Origin of the sequence: Paenibacillus taihuensis (assembly GCF_003386535.1) — a bacterium.
Classification (GTDB): Bacteria; Bacillota; Bacilli; order Paenibacillales; family Paenibacillaceae; genus Paenibacillus_Z; species Paenibacillus_Z taihuensis.
The window spans coordinates 23,268-39,304 of sequence record NZ_QTTN01000053.1 but is presented as its reverse complement, the minus strand read 5'-3'; the positions used below and the strand labels follow the sequence as shown (position 1 = coordinate 39,304).

At 50.8% G+C, this 16,037-nt stretch carries 12 protein-coding genes; 4 read left to right on the top strand and 8 right to left on the bottom strand.

Annotation, left to right across the window (positions count from 1 at the left end; translation table 11 throughout):
• Positions 1–99: 99 nt before the first annotated feature.
• A complete protein-coding gene (locus tag A8990_RS28265) occupies positions 100–1,695 on the bottom strand; it encodes an ATP-binding protein (RefSeq protein ID WP_116192361.1) in 1,596 nt (531 codons plus the stop codon).
• A 195-nt stretch (positions 1,696–1,890) separates the two neighbouring features.
• Positions 1,891–2,709 (bottom strand): alpha/beta hydrolase family protein, encoded by an 819-nt coding sequence (locus A8990_RS28260; RefSeq protein ID WP_181909825.1) that lies wholly within the window; start codon positions 2,707–2,709, stop codon positions 1,891–1,893.
• A gap of 193 nt (positions 2,710–2,902) precedes the next feature.
• Here A8990_RS28260 and A8990_RS28255 point away from each other — a divergent pair, with 193 nt between their 5' ends.
• The 4 genes from A8990_RS28255 to A8990_RS28240 are packed head-to-tail and all read left to right on the top strand — an operon-like array spanning position 2,903 to position 9,605.
• Entirely contained in the window at positions 2,903–3,799 is an 897-nt protein-coding gene (locus A8990_RS28255) for a response regulator (protein ID WP_181909824.1), read from the top strand.
• Positions 3,800–4,864, top strand: a complete 1,065-nt coding sequence (locus tag A8990_RS28250; RefSeq protein ID WP_116192358.1) for a HEAT repeat domain-containing protein — start codon at positions 3,800–3,802, stop codon at positions 4,862–4,864.
• A complete protein-coding gene (locus A8990_RS28245; RefSeq protein WP_425463939.1) occupies positions 4,861–6,276 on the top strand; it encodes a glycosyltransferase family 2 protein in 1,416 nt (471 codons plus the stop codon). The genes A8990_RS28250 and A8990_RS28245 overlap by 4 nt, the downstream gene beginning before the upstream one ends.
• Positions 6,273–9,605, top strand: a complete 3,333-nt coding sequence (locus tag A8990_RS28240) for a hypothetical protein (protein ID WP_116192356.1) — start codon at positions 6,273–6,275, stop codon at positions 9,603–9,605. The genes A8990_RS28245 and A8990_RS28240 overlap by 4 nt, the downstream gene beginning before the upstream one ends.
• A 15-nt stretch (positions 9,606–9,620) precedes the next feature.
• Here the strand turns inward: A8990_RS28240 and A8990_RS28235 are convergent, their stop codons facing one another.
• From A8990_RS28235 to A8990_RS28210, 6 genes are all read right to left on the bottom strand, one after another.
• Positions 9,621–10,139, bottom strand: coding sequence for a VanZ family protein (locus A8990_RS28235; RefSeq protein ID WP_181909823.1), 519 nt, complete (start codon positions 10,137–10,139; stop codon positions 9,621–9,623).
• Between the two features lie 133 nt (positions 10,140–10,272).
• The gene (locus A8990_RS28230; protein WP_116192354.1) at positions 10,273–11,253 is read right to left on the bottom strand and encodes an LCP family glycopolymer transferase; all 981 of its coding nucleotides are present in this window, start codon (positions 11,251–11,253) and stop codon (positions 10,273–10,275) included.
• Between the two features lie 15 nt (positions 11,254–11,268).
• Entirely contained in the window at positions 11,269–12,441 is a 1,173-nt protein-coding gene (locus tag A8990_RS28225; RefSeq protein ID WP_181909822.1) for a glycosyltransferase family 4 protein, read from the bottom strand.
• Positions 12,441–13,586, bottom strand: a complete 1,146-nt coding sequence (locus A8990_RS28220) for a glycosyltransferase (RefSeq protein WP_245996274.1) — start codon at positions 13,584–13,586, stop codon at positions 12,441–12,443. Before A8990_RS28220 ends, A8990_RS28225 begins: the two co-directional genes overlap by 1 nt.
• 18 nt (positions 13,587–13,604) lie before the next feature.
• Positions 13,605–14,615, bottom strand: coding sequence for a polysaccharide deacetylase family protein (locus A8990_RS28215; RefSeq protein WP_116192352.1), 1,011 nt, complete (start codon positions 14,613–14,615; stop codon positions 13,605–13,607).
• Positions 14,616–14,661: 46 nt separating this feature from the next.
• Positions 14,662–16,023, bottom strand: a complete 1,362-nt coding sequence (locus A8990_RS28210; RefSeq protein WP_116192351.1) for a phenylacetate--CoA ligase family protein — start codon at positions 16,021–16,023, stop codon at positions 14,662–14,664.
• Between the last annotated feature and the right edge of the window lie 14 nt (positions 16,024–16,037).

Genomic DNA, 16,037 nt, shown 5'->3' with positions numbered 1-16,037 from the left:
ATTTGGATCTCTCAGCTCCAAATTCGCGCTCACTTTCAACCTCACGCGCTCTCTCAGCTCCGGTTCCGCTCGATTCTCGCCACCAAGCTTCCCCTGCCCCTACTCCGCAGCCGCCCTGAACACCAGCGGAAGCACAATCAGGAACACCGTCCCCTTCGCGCTCGTCTCCTTCACATCCATCCGCCCGCCGTGATCCTGGACGATTTTATGGGAGATCGACAAGCCGAGCCCCGTGCCGTGCCCTTTGGTCGTATAGAACGGCTCGAATAATTTCTCCTTCGTCGCTTCTGACATCCCGGTTCCCGTATCCATCATTTCGATGAATACTTCCGAATCGACTCCGTACACCTTGACGCCGATATGTCCGAGATCCGCCATCGCGTCGATGGAGTTTTTGAACAAATTCACGAGCACCTGCACGATTTTGTCCTTATCGACTTTGACATATAACGGCGCTTCGGGGTACTCCACGCTGAGATGATGCCCCCTCCGCTCAATTTCCGTCCCCATGATGGAGATCGCACGCTCGATGCAGGACTGCACGGATTCCGCCTTCATTTGGAACAGATTCGGTTTCGAGAATTGCAGGAACTCGCTCGTCAGTTCGCTTACTCTCGTAATCTCGTCCATGATCATCGGATGATACCTGTCGAACTCTTTATAATCGTTCTGATAAGCCAGCTGCAGAAACCCTTTGATTGTCGTAAGCGGATTGCGTATCTCGTGAGCCATCCCCGCCGCAAGCTCCCCGATCACTTTGAGCTTGTCCGCACGAAAGAAGTGCTCGTCTCTCTTCATCCAAATATCTTTCTTTTGCAGAAAAAGCTGCTTCTCCACATTCTCAATCGTCTCTTCCGTCGTGAAACGATTCGAGAATGCATAGGCGTAGATGATATCTAGATCCACCGAGTGCTCAATGATCTGAGCGATGGCTTGCTGAATATGTCCCTCCGTCGCCGCTCCATCTGTATAAGCCACAGCAATTGCAAATTCGCTCCCGCCATAGCGGGATATTAGAGCTGGATTGAAGTAGCGCTCCAGCTGTCCGGCTATATCCTTCAAGTTGTTGTTCGCTTGCTCATACCCATGCTTGAAATTAATGACCCGCAAATCCTGACAGTTCATTATAATCAGGCAATACTCGCTGCTGTCTTTCATCTTGCTAAGCTCTCTGCGGAATTCGTGGTAGTTGAGGAGTCCAGTCAGCGCATCCTTCTTCAACAGTTCGTCGTTCAGCTGCTCGAGGTTCCTCTTCTCGATCTCCCTGCTCTTAATCATCCATACCAATGCCACGATGACGAGCGTACTGGCAAGGTCGGACAGCGTAACAAGCACCGCGTAACCATTCGTTACCGAGTACGACAAGCGGATGAGGCTGTACAAGGCCATGATGAGAAGCGCATGCAGAATCGAGCGAATCAAATCCTCGCTGCGTGCGATCTGCCTAATGAGCAAAATCAAATAGATGGACAAGCACCAGTTCAACTGGCTTAACCAATGAAAGAGAACGAGCAAGGCGATTTGGATATAGATCTGCCTGTTGTTCGATTGCTTGGCGTTTATCGATATGTAAACGGCAATGCCAGCCGCGACCATGAAATAGGGATAGTAAGTTCGCTCGAGATAGATGGAGGAGAACGAAATAATAACGAGCAAGACGGGAAGCAATATTCGGTAAAGAATGGTGTTAGCCATATCGTGTCACCTATGTCCTTCAAATTTTCCTCTTTGGCGAAAATAGACAAAAAAAAGCAACCGTTCGTGCTGGACGGCTGCCTTGGCTGAGATGTGTTGTCGAGTCCTGTTAGATGGATAGATAGAATGCTTTTCCATCTTATCACACTTTTAGTAAGTAAATATAGATAGCAAAAAAAGCGGAAACTTGGCAGGTTAAACCGTTTCGTTTAGCCACCTCAAAACAACCTCGAACAACTCCTGCCGTTTGCCTTCGTACCCATGCTCGGTAGCTTCAATAATGAGACTTTGCATCTTCTCGGCACCTGCACCTTGGAATGCCGAAACGAGCGGATCATGGTTGAACTTAACCGGCGTCACAGCATCCAGCGCTGCGCCAACCAGAAGGACGGGACGATCAGCGAGAATCTGCGCGCGGTCAAGCAGATTCCATTCCGGCGCATGGGCTAGAATTTCATCGCCCATCATTTTGCTTGAGAAATGCCCTGTTACATATGAAGCCGGTTCATCGAACGCCGCCTCAAGCTGGGCTCTGCTCTCAGGATGCATGAGCAGCTGTGCCATCAAGCCAAGATTCGCGCCAGAGAGTGAAGCAACCGCCGCGATGCCGCTATCCGCCGCAGCCGTCTGCAAGGCGACAAAGCCGCCAAAGCTATGCCCGACAACCGCAACCCGCTGCACATCGATCTGATACTTTGCCGACGTTTCCTCATGACGCAAGTAAGCTAACACCGTCTTCATGTCCTCCAGGGCGCGAGAAACCGAGAATTCCCCTTTGCTTCCCCACAACCCACGGTAATGAAACACGACTGCTTGGTAGCCGGCATGCTGCAATTGCGCCGCCAAATCATAATTTTGCTGCACGCCTGGGAACCCATGCGAAAGTACGACGGTAGGGAAAGGCCCTTGACCTCCCGGGCTAAAGATCCTTGCGACAATAAATCCGGCCTCTGCCGGGATTTGAATGGCGTTCAACTGCGGTGCAAGCTGCTCCGATGCGCGGGTATTGCTCATTATGTTCCACTTTCCTCTCCTATGTATACACCTTTTAGTTCCTAATCTCATCAAGCTTCCCACTACTATTCGCGGCCAGCCCCTTCCCATCCTTCTGCCTTATTCCCCAGCAATTCACTAAACATTAATTTGCATGATCAGTCTATACTGGATGTGCAACATGATTTTACTAGAATTGAGGTGTGCTATGAGCATGGCCACTCCAAGTACCTCCGCCCCTTCTTCTCTTCTATCGCTTCTATTTAACGAGGAGACCGGGCTGTACCATAGCGACTTATTCCCGTCGTTTGTGCAGTGGAAGCTTGCCGACATGCCGCGCATTCGAACGAAATTTACGATTGCAGAGATTGAGATATGCAATATCAGCGAGCTCCCGGCTCAGCCGCGGGTCAGCAAGCAGATCGCGAGCCATTTTCGCAATACGGACTACCTGTTTGCCACGGAAAAACCGCATCGGTTCATGGCGCTCTTGATGCACACAGGCGTGCTCGAAGCCGAGTATCTGTTCCAGCGTATCTATTCGGACTTCCAATCCTCATCCGCCGTGCAGCTTACGGCTGGGATGACGGAGGTCGTCTACTCGACGACAACCTATGAAGACATTCTTGATGCAACTTCGGTGGCACTCACGCTGGCACAGGACAAAGGTCCATACCAGCTCAAAGCAGTACCAGTCGCCACCTTGCCTGATGTGAGCACCATAAAAGTATCGATTATCGAGGACTCGCTGATTGCGCAGAGCATCCTGACAAATATGTTGCAAAATCTTCAGGTGGATCATACGGAGTTCGATATCCGCATTTTCGACGACGGCGCCAGCTTCGCGGAATCGGACTGGCATCATTCCGGACATATGCATCTGATCTTCTTAAGCGATACGCTCCCGCAGCGCGACGGCATCGAGGTGCTTCGCGACCTGCGCAGCATGCCGAATGCAAGCAAATACGTCATCATTATGCTGGGCAGCCGAAAGACCGAGCATATGACGATCTACAGCATGGAGCACGGCGCGGACTATTATATTGCAAAGCCGTTCAGCATTAAGCTGCTCGAGGCAAGGGTGAAGCGGCTCCTGGAAAGGCTGAAATAAATGCACAGTCACGCAGTTATAGCACTTATCGTGTTCACAGTTACGCTGCTATTCATGAGCAGCCTCATCCTCGCCTATATCACCATCGTCAAAGCACGAGATATACGGCTAGGACGCTATATGAGCAGCTTCACGAAGAAGAACAGCACGCTCATGTATGTTTATTTGATGCAAGGTGAAACGAGCCGAGCGCTCGTGCCTCATAACAGGCGCACGTTCGCAGCGTCGGAGAAGCTGCTCGGCGATTTCATGCAAATCGCACGGAGCGATGATATTGCCTTGCGGGCGAGGCAGTTCGCAGAAGCTCATTTCACGAAGACCTACCGGAAGATGCTGCGCAGCCGGAAGTGGAGCATACGGATGAATGCGCTCTACCATGCATCGGTGTTCGGCATGGATATTTTGCTGGATGACATGATGGCACTGATGAATAGTCCGCGCTGTACCGCACAGGAGCACTATCAAATCTGCAAGCTGCTCATTCATTCCCAGCACAGCAGCTTCATGGCAAGTCTAATCCGGCTGCCAGGTGATTTGACCGCCTTCAACTACCGCCAGCTGCTGTCCATGATGACGGATGAGCAGTTCAATGCCGCATTGGCGCAGTTCCACGAATTGCCGGAGCCAATCCAGCACAGCTTGGTCGAAATGATCGGCATTCTGAACAAGTATGAGCAGCACGAGTTCCTGGAACAGCAGCTATTTCAGACCACCGCCGCCTCAGGCAAGGGCCAATCGCAGGAGCTGCGCATCAAGCTCTTGAAATCGATCGCCCAGCTCGGCTTCACCGAGCGCACGGAGCAATACAGCATGTTCGCCACCTCGGGCAGCTGGGAGGAGCGGGGCATGGCCGCGAAGCTGTTCGGGGCGCTGCGCAAGCCGGAGCTGGTAGACCCGCTGACAGAGCTGATCAAGGATCGCTCCTGGTGGGTAAGATCACAAGCAGCCGGCGCGCTGCTGAACATGAAGGAGGGGAAGCAATTGCTGATGCATATTGCCGAGCATGATCAGGACCGGTTCGCCCGGGATATCGCCAAAGAAACGTTAGGACTTCAGCCTGGATGAGTATGGGGAAGCTTTGGATCGACGTCGTAGGTATCTATGGCCGCTTCATTCTCTCCTTCATGCTCCTTGCGACGGCCTTTTACCTGATCATGTTTCTGTTCTCGTTTCTGTCGATGCGCCGCGAATACAAGCTGAACCGGTTCCGCTCGCATGAAGCGCTGCTCAACATTGCCTTCACGAAGCCGGTATCTGTCATCGTGCCTGCTCATAACGAGAAAGAGGGGATCATCGAGAGCATTCGCTCCCTGCTCGGATTGCACTATCCGGAGTTCGAAATTATCGTGGTGAACGACGGATCGACGGACGGCACGCGCGAGCAGGTCATGGAACATTTTCGAATGGTGCCGGTTGACCGAACTGTTCGCCAGATGCTTCACACGGAAGAAGTGACCGAGGTGTATCAATCGCAGCAGCTGCCGCATCTGTTCATGCTGGACAAGCGGAACGGCGGCAAAGCCGATGCCTTGAATGCCGGCATTAACTATGCCAAATATTCGTATTTCTGCTCCATTGATGGGGATTCTATTCTTGAACGGGATGCGCTTGTGAAAATCATGAAGCCGATCATGACGTCGAACGAGGACGTCATCGCCTCCGGCGGATCGGTGCGCATTGCGAACGGAAATACGATCCAGATGGGCAGCGTCAAACAGATCAAGCTGTCGACGAAGCCGCTTGTCATCTATCAAGTCGTCGAGTATTTGCGCGCTTTCCTGGTCGGAAGAGTCGGCCTTAGCCGCTATAATTTGCTGCTCGTGATTTCCGGGGCATTCGGCGTATTTTCGAAGGAGTGGGTTATTGCTGCGGGCGGCTATTCGACGAAGACGGCCGGGGAAGATATGGAGCTTGTCGTCCGGCTTCAGCGTCTGATCAAGAAGCGGCGCTCGAACAAACGGATTGAATTCGCAGCGGACCCGGTATGCTGGACGGAAGCGCCGGAGACGGCCGCTTATTTGCGCAAACAGCGCAATCGCTGGCATCGCGGATTACTCGAGAGCTTATGGACGCATCGAGGCATGACTTTGAATCCGAGATATGGTTTTATCGGACTTGTTGTGTTCCCATACTTCTGGATCATTGAGCTGCTTGGGCCGGTCGTCGAGCTGGGCGGATATCTGTTCATCGTGCTGTCGCTCTTCATGGGCGGGATCTCGATCGAATTTGCGGTCATGATGTTCATGACATTCCTGCTCTACGGCTCCCTGATCTCGCTGCTCGCGCTCATCCTGGAAGAATGGGGATTGCAGAAATACTCCAATAAGAAGGATGTCCTGAAGCTGTATCTCTATTCCTTGACCGAGATGATCTGGTACCGTCCATTAACGGTGCTATGGCGCGTTGAGGGCATATTCCAATTCTTCCTCGGCTACTCCGCTTGGGGAGATATGAAACGCAAAGGAATTTCATCATGAGAAAGCTCGACCTCATTAACCGCCGATGGTTCATGGCTGCTGCCATTACCATCGGCCTTCTTGTTATCGCTTCGCCAATCTGGAGCTGGTATTTGAAGTCCGAACAGAAGCTCAACGTGCTGATCGTGGACAAAACAGTGCCGGATACCTCTTATCGCAGCCACGCAGGGCTGACTTGGATGCTGAACAACTCGAAGATCGTGCAGACATCGGGCAAAGCCTATGATCCGGCGAGCGATTATTACGGCTTCAAGCCGCTGAACGATGGGAAGTACCGCATCGACGCCGTTCCAGACCCTATCGACAACTACGATCTTATCTATCTGGCGAACATGTATGGCGTTGATAAAGAACAATACACGGCCAAAGAGCCCAGCGCAGCGGAGAGCAAAAGCTTATACGGCGGCATGACCAAAGCGGAGTTCGAGCCGATTCGAGACAAGCTGCTGACGAAGGGCGGCACGCTCATTGCCGAGTACAATTTGCTGGGCAAGCCGACGACGCCTGAGCTGCGCGAGGATATGTACAGCCTGCTGAATCTGACTTGGGACGGCTGGACCTATAAGTACGTGGCGGATCTCGCCGGTTCAGAGGTGCCGGATAAGCTGAAGGCCAGCGTCGCGGCAAAGGCGAACGGCGGCGGCGGCGGAAACGACAGTGGAAGTGGCAGCGGAAGTGGCAGCAGCAGCGATATCGGCAAATGGTCCTTCACAGGCAGCGGCTATCTGTTCATGAATGAGTTCACCGAGGAGAATCTCGTCCTGACGGAAGCGGATCTCGCAGGCGGGGCTCCCGCTCCTACCTTCGCATACACCGCCGAGGGCGAGAAGCAGCTTGGGCTCACGGGGCATGGGGAGTACACAGGCTGGGTCGATGTCGTGAAGCCAGCGGATGAGCGCGAAGTGCTGGCGAACTATACGCTTGCGCTATCGCCTTCCGGTCAGGAGAAGCTTAACCGCCGATATATCCCGCTGACGATGCCTGCCATCATTCATCATCAGAACGAGCGCTACGGCACTTATTACTTCAACGGGCAGTTCTCCGTCAATACGGACCTGCCGTCGATCTATCAGAGCTCGATTCAGACGGCGCTTCGCAAGCTGCCGACTTGGCATGACACCGAGGATGCTTTCTATTGGGATATGTACATTCCCCTCATGAAGGCGATTATCGACCACGGCATGACGAAGCCGGCCCATCCGCTTCCGGCCGAGAAAGTGAGCACCGCGGATACGTCGTATTCGGTGCGGGTGTTCGGCAATCATTTTCAAACGCTCAAAAATGGCAAGTGGACCGATTTTATCGTTAAAGGCGTGAACATCGGGATGGGTAAACCCGGCGCATTCCCAGGGAATGCCGCTATCGGCCGCGACGAGTATTACCGTTGGTTCCAGCAGATCGCTGCGATGAACGCGAATGCAATTCGGGTCTATACGCTGCAGCCGCCTGCATTCTATGAGGCGCTGTATGAATTCAATCAGACGACGGACAAGCCGCTCTATCTGTTCCACGGCGCTTGGGTGCTGGAGGATGCGCTCGTCTCGTCCGGCAATGCATTCTCGGATGCGGTGATGAAGCCGTTCCACGAAGAAATTGAGAATGTCGTGAATGCCGTACATGGCAAGGCAAACTTGCCGAAGCGGGCCGGTCACTCCTCTGGCAGCTACACGTACGACGTCTCACCTTACCTGCTCGGCTGGATTCTCGGTATCGAATGGGATCCGAATGCGGTCGCGGACACGAATAAGCAGATGGCGAAGATGAAGCCTTGGGATGGACGGTTTTTCTATACGAAAGGCGCATCCCCGTTCGAAAGTTGGCTGGCTCAAGGCATGGAGTATATGGCGACGTATGAGCAGGATCATTACCATACGCAGCATGCGCTCAGCTTCACCAACTGGCCGACGACGGACATGCTGAAGCATCCGCTGGAATCGTTCGTCGAGGAAGATATGTCGGTGGTGAATCCGAACCATATCTATACGAAGGACAGCTTCTACCCGGGCTCCTTCGCATCCTATCACGTCTATCCGTACTATCCGGATTTCATGAACAATGAATATAAGAACTACGTCGACCAATCAGGAGTGAAAGACAATTATGCCGGCTATCTGCATGCGCTGAAGTCGGTGCATCGATTGCCTATTCTGGTCGCGGAGTTCGGCATTCCAAGCTCGCGGGGCATGACGCATCGCAATGTGGAAGGCAAGGATCAAGGGCATCACTCAGAGCAGGATCAAGGGCAGCTCGTCGCGGGATTGTACGAGGATATGCTGAATGAGGGCTACATGGGAGGCATGATTTTCTCCTGGCAGGATGAATGGTTCAAGCGGACGTGGAACACGATGGATTACGATAACGCGCACCGTCGTCCATTCTGGTCGAACGTCCAGACGAACGAGCAGTACTTCGGCCTGCTCTCTTTCGATTCCGGCGAGAATACAGTACCGATCGACGTCGATGGCGATACGCTCGATTGGGACGCGCTGCATCTAGCCCCGATCTACAAGGCGGCGGCAGACAGCAAGCAGAACTTGAAGGCACTCTATATGACGAACGATTCCGCCTATGTGTACTTGCGGCTGGATTATGGCAAGCTATCTGCAGACGATATTCATACGTCCATTATGCTGGATACGGTGCCGGGACAAGGGAATACGAAGCTGCCGGGCAGCATTCCCCTTAAGAGCAGCGTCGGGTTCGACTTCTACATCGACTTGGCTAGCGCGAGCTATGCAGAGACGTTCGTGGACAGCTACTACGATACGTTCTACTACGATTACGCTTATAAGAAGCAGCTCATCAAGGCTGTTGCCGGCGTAAGCACGAAGAACAACGGCATGTACAATCCGATTCGGCTCGTGCTGAACAAAGGCTCGAAGATGACGCTGCCGAGCGGCAAGGTGCTTAACTATCCATTCGAGTCGTATCATACTGGACGGCTGCAGCTTGGCAACAGCAATTCGCGCTCGGCGGATTATAATTCGCTCGCCGATTATTACTTGGATGAGCAGAATGGTGTAGTTGAGCTGCGAATCCCTTGGCTGATGTTGAATGCGAAGGACCCGAGCCTGCACGAAATGACGGGCGATCTGTGGGCATCGGGCGAAGGCTATCAGTCCAGCGTGATCACGAAAGGGTTCCATATGCTCGTTACCGAGCAGCAGGGCAGTAAGCTGCTGAGTACGCTGCCGGAGCTGAAGAGCGGCGAGACGGTTACACCGGAAAAGCTCAAGCTCTTCCAATGGGGCGAGTGGAACCAGCCGTATTACCATGAACGACTGAAGCAGTCGTATTATGTGATGCAGAAGGAGTATGGGAAGTATTGATTCAAGTTGGGTTTGCTAGCTGCGTTTAAGCTTAGCCCTGATCCGGCTAAGTCCTCTTCCAATGGATAGACCGATGACCAGACAGATGGCTCCACCAGCCAAATCCACAATAACATCTCGTGGTGTTCCGGTCCGCTGGAAGGAGGACAGCTGGTTCCACTCATCTATCGAAGCGACGACTGTCACGGCGGTTAATGCCCACACGACACGGTACGCCATTCGCAGACGGAGTGGTTTGGAGGTTATATAGAAGACGAGTGCAAGCATGCCATATATGAACAAATGCGCGCTCTTCCGGAAAATAAATTCAATGAAATCAAATGGTGCAAGCTTCGCCGATATCGCCCTGTGATTGAAATGAATCGTTATATCCGGCAAAATCTCTCTCAGCTTATTCTCGTTGAAATGCCGCTGCAGAAACGGTTGGATCGTTTGCTCCTGGAAGGATTGGGAAGAGAAATGAAAAATAAGCGCAACCCATAGGACGACTGGAAGGATATACAGCCATATTCGTGAGATTTTGATCCCATCCACCTCAATTCGCATGATGTTTATAGAACAATGAATAAAGAATAAAGAGCCCTCACCTCGCGGTGAGGGCTCTTTATTCCATTCCAAGATAGATCCAAATTGTATCATCCTAATTATAGCAATTTGTTCGAGTACGTCAAACCCCGTCTTGAAGATGTTCTTTGATCCGATTATGAATACGGGTGCGCTCACTTTGATCTACGATATAGTACCAAATTCCATTGATCATCTGACCCTTGCCGCCAATCTCGACGGTCTCGATATCTTGGATTTTCGGCCGATAATCGGTAACAAATTTCTTCATCTCATTGAACGTAATATTCGTCTTCACACTATCTCCGATTTCACCGAGAAGAGAATGAAGTCGAGTCACATTGCTAAGGCTCGATGCGTGGTCCATAATCTCCTGCACGATTTCACGCTGCCTCGTATTGCGGCCTAGGTCGCCTCTTGGATCATCATATCGCATTCGAGCGTACATTAACGCCTCTGTACCGCTTAGGGATAGGTGACCTTCCTTGAAGGTATGGTCATCATATTTGAAAGAGAACGGATTATCGACCTGAACCCCGCCAATTAAATCGATCAATCGTGCAAAGCCCTCCATATTCACTTTGACATAATAATCAATGGAATAGTCGAGAAAGCTCTCTACCGTTTGGATCGACATTTCCACTCCGCCAAAAGCATAGGCATGATTGATTTTGTCTGTCGTTCCGTGACCTACTATTTCGGTGCGAGTGTCGCGGGGGATATTAAACATCAATATCGAATGCTTGATCGGATTAACGGAGAGCATAATCATCGTATCAGATCGCCCACGATCATTCTCCCGTTGATCGACACCTAGTACTAGAACGGTAAACGGTTCAAGCCTTTTTATCGGAACAGATGCTGCCTTTGCTGCCTTTGCTGTTTGTGCTGATTTGGTTGCCTGCGCTGGCGTCTTCTTCACTTCAGTATCTTTACTGACATATTCCACTTTTGTCGGGGAAATCTCTTGATACATGGTTGAGGCTGTTTGCTCAGCTGAATGATAGAGATACCAAACAGCCATTCCCGCAACGAATAGAATGACTAGGAGAACAGATGCTGCCCAAAGCATGATTCGTTTCATGGACCGGCACTTCCCTTATACTGTGGATTGGATAGGCTCTGCTTCCGGTTGTTCAGGAAACGGGATACGCTCCGCGTACACATATTTCAGCTCATTCATAATGTTACGCATATCAAAGGTCGCCGCTTTCTCCCAGCTCCTTCTGCCCATCTCCGCACGCAGCTTCGGATTCAGAAACAGCTTAAACAGCGCACCTGCAGTAGCAACTGTATCTCCCACAGGCACCTTATAGCCATTCGAATCTTGGTCAACCAGCTCACGATTTCCACGTATATCGGTTACGACCATCGGCTTGCCAGCTGACATCGCTTCAAGCAATACCTTAGGAAGTCCTTCACGCTCGGACATTAATACGCATGTATCGGCAACATGGATCAAGTCTGGAATATCTCTTCGGAAGCCTAAGAACATGATGTTCTGCTCCAAATTCAATTGTTTGACCAGCGCTCTTAGCTGCGGTTCACGATTCCCTACTCCTGCCAATAGACCGACAATCGGGGCACCGAGTTGTGTCATTTCGTGGATGGCATGGATGAGTTGCTCCAGGTTTTTGTTCCGGTTCAGCTCAGCAACACTAAGCACGACAAACTCCTCGCCGGTCAATCCGAGCTCTTCACGAAGCGTTTGGAGTTTGCGGATGTCTGTGTTCCGATAGGAGCTAACATCGACGCCAACTCCCGGAATATAAACTGCCTTACCGCGAACTGGGAACTTCCGTGCCCGCTCGTAATCCTCTTGGTTGATCGTGATTAGCACATCCGTCCATCTCGACAGCAGCCGCTCAACCGGATAATAGAGCAACCAATTCAGGAGCGGCGCTCCCTTGAAGAAATGGAAGCCATGCGCGGTATATACGACGGAAGTTTGACAACCGGCAAGCTTGGCAGCGATTCGGCATACGACACTGGCATTCGGTGTATGCACGTGGATCAAGTCGTATTGTTCTTCTTTAAAGCGCTTTACCAGTTGCCCCAGTGCCTTCACGTTGTTCCAAGAGAGCGGGTTGCGACTAAACGGTATATCGTGACAGGCGATAAAGGCTTGCTTCACGTCTTTCTTACAATGATCCGGACTCGCGTAGGCATGAACTTCATAACCCTGACTCTTTAACATGTTCATGAACGGTACGTGAAATACGGACAAGTGCGAATAAACGGTCGCTATATAAGCAGCCTTCTTGGTATTCATCATAATCCCCCTTGAATGGTGCTCATATTGATGTTGCGCTGTCCCTTCAGTTGATGATACAGGGCCTCCCACTTTGCAATAATTGCGTCCATCTCATAGTGCTTCATGACGTACTCGCGGGCCTTCTCCCCCATATGATCTCTATCCTTGGTAGATAGAGACATGAGCTTCATCATTCTCTCTGCCAGATGATCACTGTCTGAAGCTCTGGCCAAGTAGCCCGATATGCCTTCCTTCACAACCTCTCGGTTTCCGCCAACATCCGTCGCCACCATTGGCAGCTCACAAGCCGATGCCTCAAGCAATACCATCGGCATCCCCTCCCACAGAGAGGACATGACATAAGCATCCGAAGCGTTCATGATGCGTGGAATATCTTCGCGAATGCCGAGGAATCTAATCTTGTCGTCGAGCCCGAGTGAGCTGGACATTTCTTCGAGCATATGCCGATCCACACCATCACCTACAATAAGCAGCTGACAGTGGCTATTCTGCTTCACGACTTGATTGAAGGACCGCAGCAATGTCGGATAATCCTTCGCTTCGCACAGCCGTCCCACGGCCAGCCATATGAATTCGTCTTTCAGTCCGAGCTCTTGACGGAGTGATTCAGACGCTTCGGCATTTTTCTTAAATCGCTTCAGGTTAATACCATTCGGAACAAAAATGAGCTTATTCCTCGTGCTGGCTCCTTTCTGGATGAAGCTGTCCACGGCATCCTGACTCACATTCGTCATTAAATTGCACAGGGAGTCCGTAAGGCGGTACATCATCATCCTCACTTTTCCGCCTTCGTTCGTGTTGTGCGCGGTCGAGATCAGCACAGGCATCCTCGTGAATAAACGCGTAATTCTGGTTAATAAATTCGCATGAATCATATGGCTGTGGACGATATCCGGTTTGTATGCCTTGATGAGCTTTCTCAATTGCCAGATTGCCCGCGGATCCGGTACGCCCTTCTCCATGTCCAGAGTGTCGATAAGAATGCCTTCAGCGTTTAACTTCTCTACACTAATTGTGGGCTTAATTAAGGAAATAATTTTCACCGACCAACCGTTCAAGACCAGCCCTCTCGCAAGCTCGATGACTTGCATTTCGGCCCCTGCATGATCCAAACCGGTAATGATAAATAAAATTTTGTTCATTTGTTGTAAACCTCCATATCACCCGAATAATAGATTTTCTTCAAACCTAGCCGGAGTCACTTGGGTGGTCAGTTCCTCCATGTTCACGCTTTTCATCCCATACTGTTTATTCAGCTCTTGATAGTGGTCGATGATCTTCTTCAGGAAGTTCCAGTTCTCTTCTGGATCACTAGCCAAATTGTATGGATGCCACCACAGATGGTAAACTAATCCACGCTTCGCAGCATGTGTCATACCAGATAGGATTCGTCTCAGCCGCAGACGCTCCAATATTCGCAGCTTTCTGGAATAGGGCCGAAGAAAATGACTCGCAGGCAAGTTTACAGGTAGGTGCTCCTCAATCCCCTCGGCCGAATAGCCGTTATGTCCGGAGATGTTCAAGTAGGTATCAAGCAGTCTTAGCGCTCTTAAGAGTATTGAATCGCCCTTGCTGTAGCCTTTACGATAGATCCAGTGCGTTGGGTTTCCGCGATAGGAGCGGATGCCCAGTTCCTTTAGGACACCGAGATAGGCCTCATTGAATTGATTCCTAGGGAAGACAATGCTTTCGATGTTGTAGCCTTTCTTCTCTGCAATGTGGATAGCTGCTGCTAGATCGTCTCTGAACTGGTCGACGGTCTGACCTTCCTCCATGCAGTAATAATGAGAAAATGTATGCGTTGATACACGCTGATACTTCGTTCGATGAATCGCTTTGATTAATCCAGGTGCAAAATGGAATGATTCCAATTCACCCGCGCCGTATTTGCCATCCGCAATATAGGGGTATGGAGATAAATTCGAGTTATTATAGTTCGGCTTCTGATTAGGCAAGTAGGTCATCATTTCTTCCGCATTCTCGCAAAACATGAGTCCTACTATTGCCCATGTGGCATGGATCCGCTGCTCTTCAAACATCTCCAATAGTTTAGGTATAATCTCTAGTTCACCGGACATTTGTTGTTTGTATTGATCCGATGAAAGGATATCTCTTACTCCCCAATAGAGCTCGAAATCAAGAGAGATGACAAACCGACCCTTTATTGTCATAGATTGGACCCATTCCTTATCGCCAGAGTAAGTGCGTTAACCTTCGTCAGTGCACCATAGATATGGTAAAGCGGTATTTCCCTGAAGCCGTTGTCTCGATATAATCGACAAATTCAAATCCGACTTCACAATCTCCCCCCATTATGATTCTTGCATCCTCTACCAGCCTCTCAATTTCTTTCGCATAAACCTTATAGTGATCCAGCTTCTTCACCGCAGGATCGACAACAATTTTAATCCTGTCATATCTCTCTTGAATGACTTGGAACTTCTGGATGAACGCACTCGACATGAGCAAGCGGATAAACATCCTGCCATCAATGCGGTCACCATTCTTGTTAATGAATATATCTGTCGTTCTCCCAATGACATCCTTTAACAGCGGCATCCCGCGACCGCACGAGCAGCTCTCGTCAGACATGACGCCCATGTCGCCGATTCGATACCGAATAAGCGGCATGGCATAGTTGGTTAGCAGCGTAATGACGATTTCCCCGTATTCGCCTGGCTTGACCGGCCGCCCATTCTCATCAAGAATCTCGACATAATGGGTCACTGTCGATGTGTGCAAGCCGTTATGGTGATCACATTCGCATGCGATATCGCCCACTTCCCTGGATCCATAGCGATTGAATACAGGCGCTTTGAACACACGCTGAATCGTCTCGCGCATATGCGGATAAAGAACGCCGGCCGAGGTCAGAACAGCTTTAGGCGTATAGATGTAAAGCCCTCGCTCCTCAATAAACTTGGCCAGATCATACAGATTTTCAGCAAATGCGGTGATCTGTACAGGCTTAAATTCGTTCAGCTCAGCGATGAACTCGTTCATTCTGTCCTGCGTCATACGAAATGAGTTCAACCAGCGTTCATTCCGCATCCAACGGCCTAAATACGTTTTTACCGTTTCCTTGCCAACTAGCGTGTCCCGCACGGAGCCCCAGACAAATGCTCTTCGGCCACCCATGGCTAGGCCGGTCCATTCGTCGTCAAGCATCTTAACGGCGAGACTCCAGTCGAGAAACTCCTTGTCCTGAATGAGCGTAATTGGTACGCCCGTCGAGCCTCCGGATGACTCTTCGAATGGCGTACGCGAATCTAGATCGTCTGACTTCAACGCTTCGAAATGGTGCTTAATCGTATCTTTACAGAGCAGCGGCAAGCGGTGGAACTGACTCATGTGCACATTGCCCTTCGCATCTACAACACCATTCTCTTGCAGCAGTTTGCGATAGTATGGAACATGGTAGTAGGCATGCTTCAGCAGCGCTTTCAGCCTTGCTTGCTGCAGCTCCAATGTTTCCTCCCGATTCAGCCACTGCCAATCGTCTAGCTTTTGCTTGTACTTCAGCGTATTTCCTTTCACTTTGAGCTCAAGCTCCCAGGCGACCCGCTTAATGTTTATCATCTTATGTCTCCTTA

Bases quoted from the DNA above. Each gene is read 5' to 3' on its own strand.
- A8990_RS28260 (WP_181909825.1), bottom strand. From the start codon at position 2,709: ATGAGCAATACCCGCGCATCGGAGCAGCTTGCACCGCAGTTGAACGCC.
- A8990_RS28240 (WP_116192356.1), top strand. From the start codon at position 6,273: ATGAGAAAGCTCGACCTCATTAACCGCCGATGGTTCATGGCTGCTGCC.
- A8990_RS28245 (WP_425463939.1), top strand. From the start codon at position 4,861: ATGAGTATGGGGAAGCTTTGGATCGACGTCGTAGGTATCTATGGCCGC.
- A8990_RS28265 (WP_116192361.1), bottom strand. From the start codon at position 1,695: ATGGCTAACACCATTCTTTACCGAATATTGCTTCCCGTCTTGCTCGTT.
- A8990_RS28215 (WP_116192352.1), bottom strand. From the start codon at position 14,615: ATGACAATAAAGGGTCGGTTTGTCATCTCTCTTGATTTCGAGCTCTAT.
- A8990_RS28220 (WP_245996274.1), bottom strand. From the start codon at position 13,586: ATGAACAAAATTTTATTTATCATTACCGGTTTGGATCATGCAGGGGCC.
- A8990_RS28250 (WP_116192358.1), top strand. From the start codon at position 3,800: ATGCACAGTCACGCAGTTATAGCACTTATCGTGTTCACAGTTACGCTG.
- A8990_RS28230 (WP_116192354.1), bottom strand. From the start codon at position 11,253: ATGAAACGAATCATGCTTTGGGCAGCATCTGTTCTCCTAGTCATTCTA.
- A8990_RS28210 (WP_116192351.1), bottom strand. From the start codon at position 16,023: ATGATAAACATTAAGCGGGTCGCCTGGGAGCTTGAGCTCAAAGTGAAA.
- A8990_RS28255 (WP_181909824.1), top strand. From the start codon at position 2,903: ATGGCCACTCCAAGTACCTCCGCCCCTTCTTCTCTTCTATCGCTTCTA.
- A8990_RS28225 (WP_181909822.1), bottom strand. From the start codon at position 12,441: ATGAATACCAAGAAGGCTGCTTATATAGCGACCGTTTATTCGCACTTG.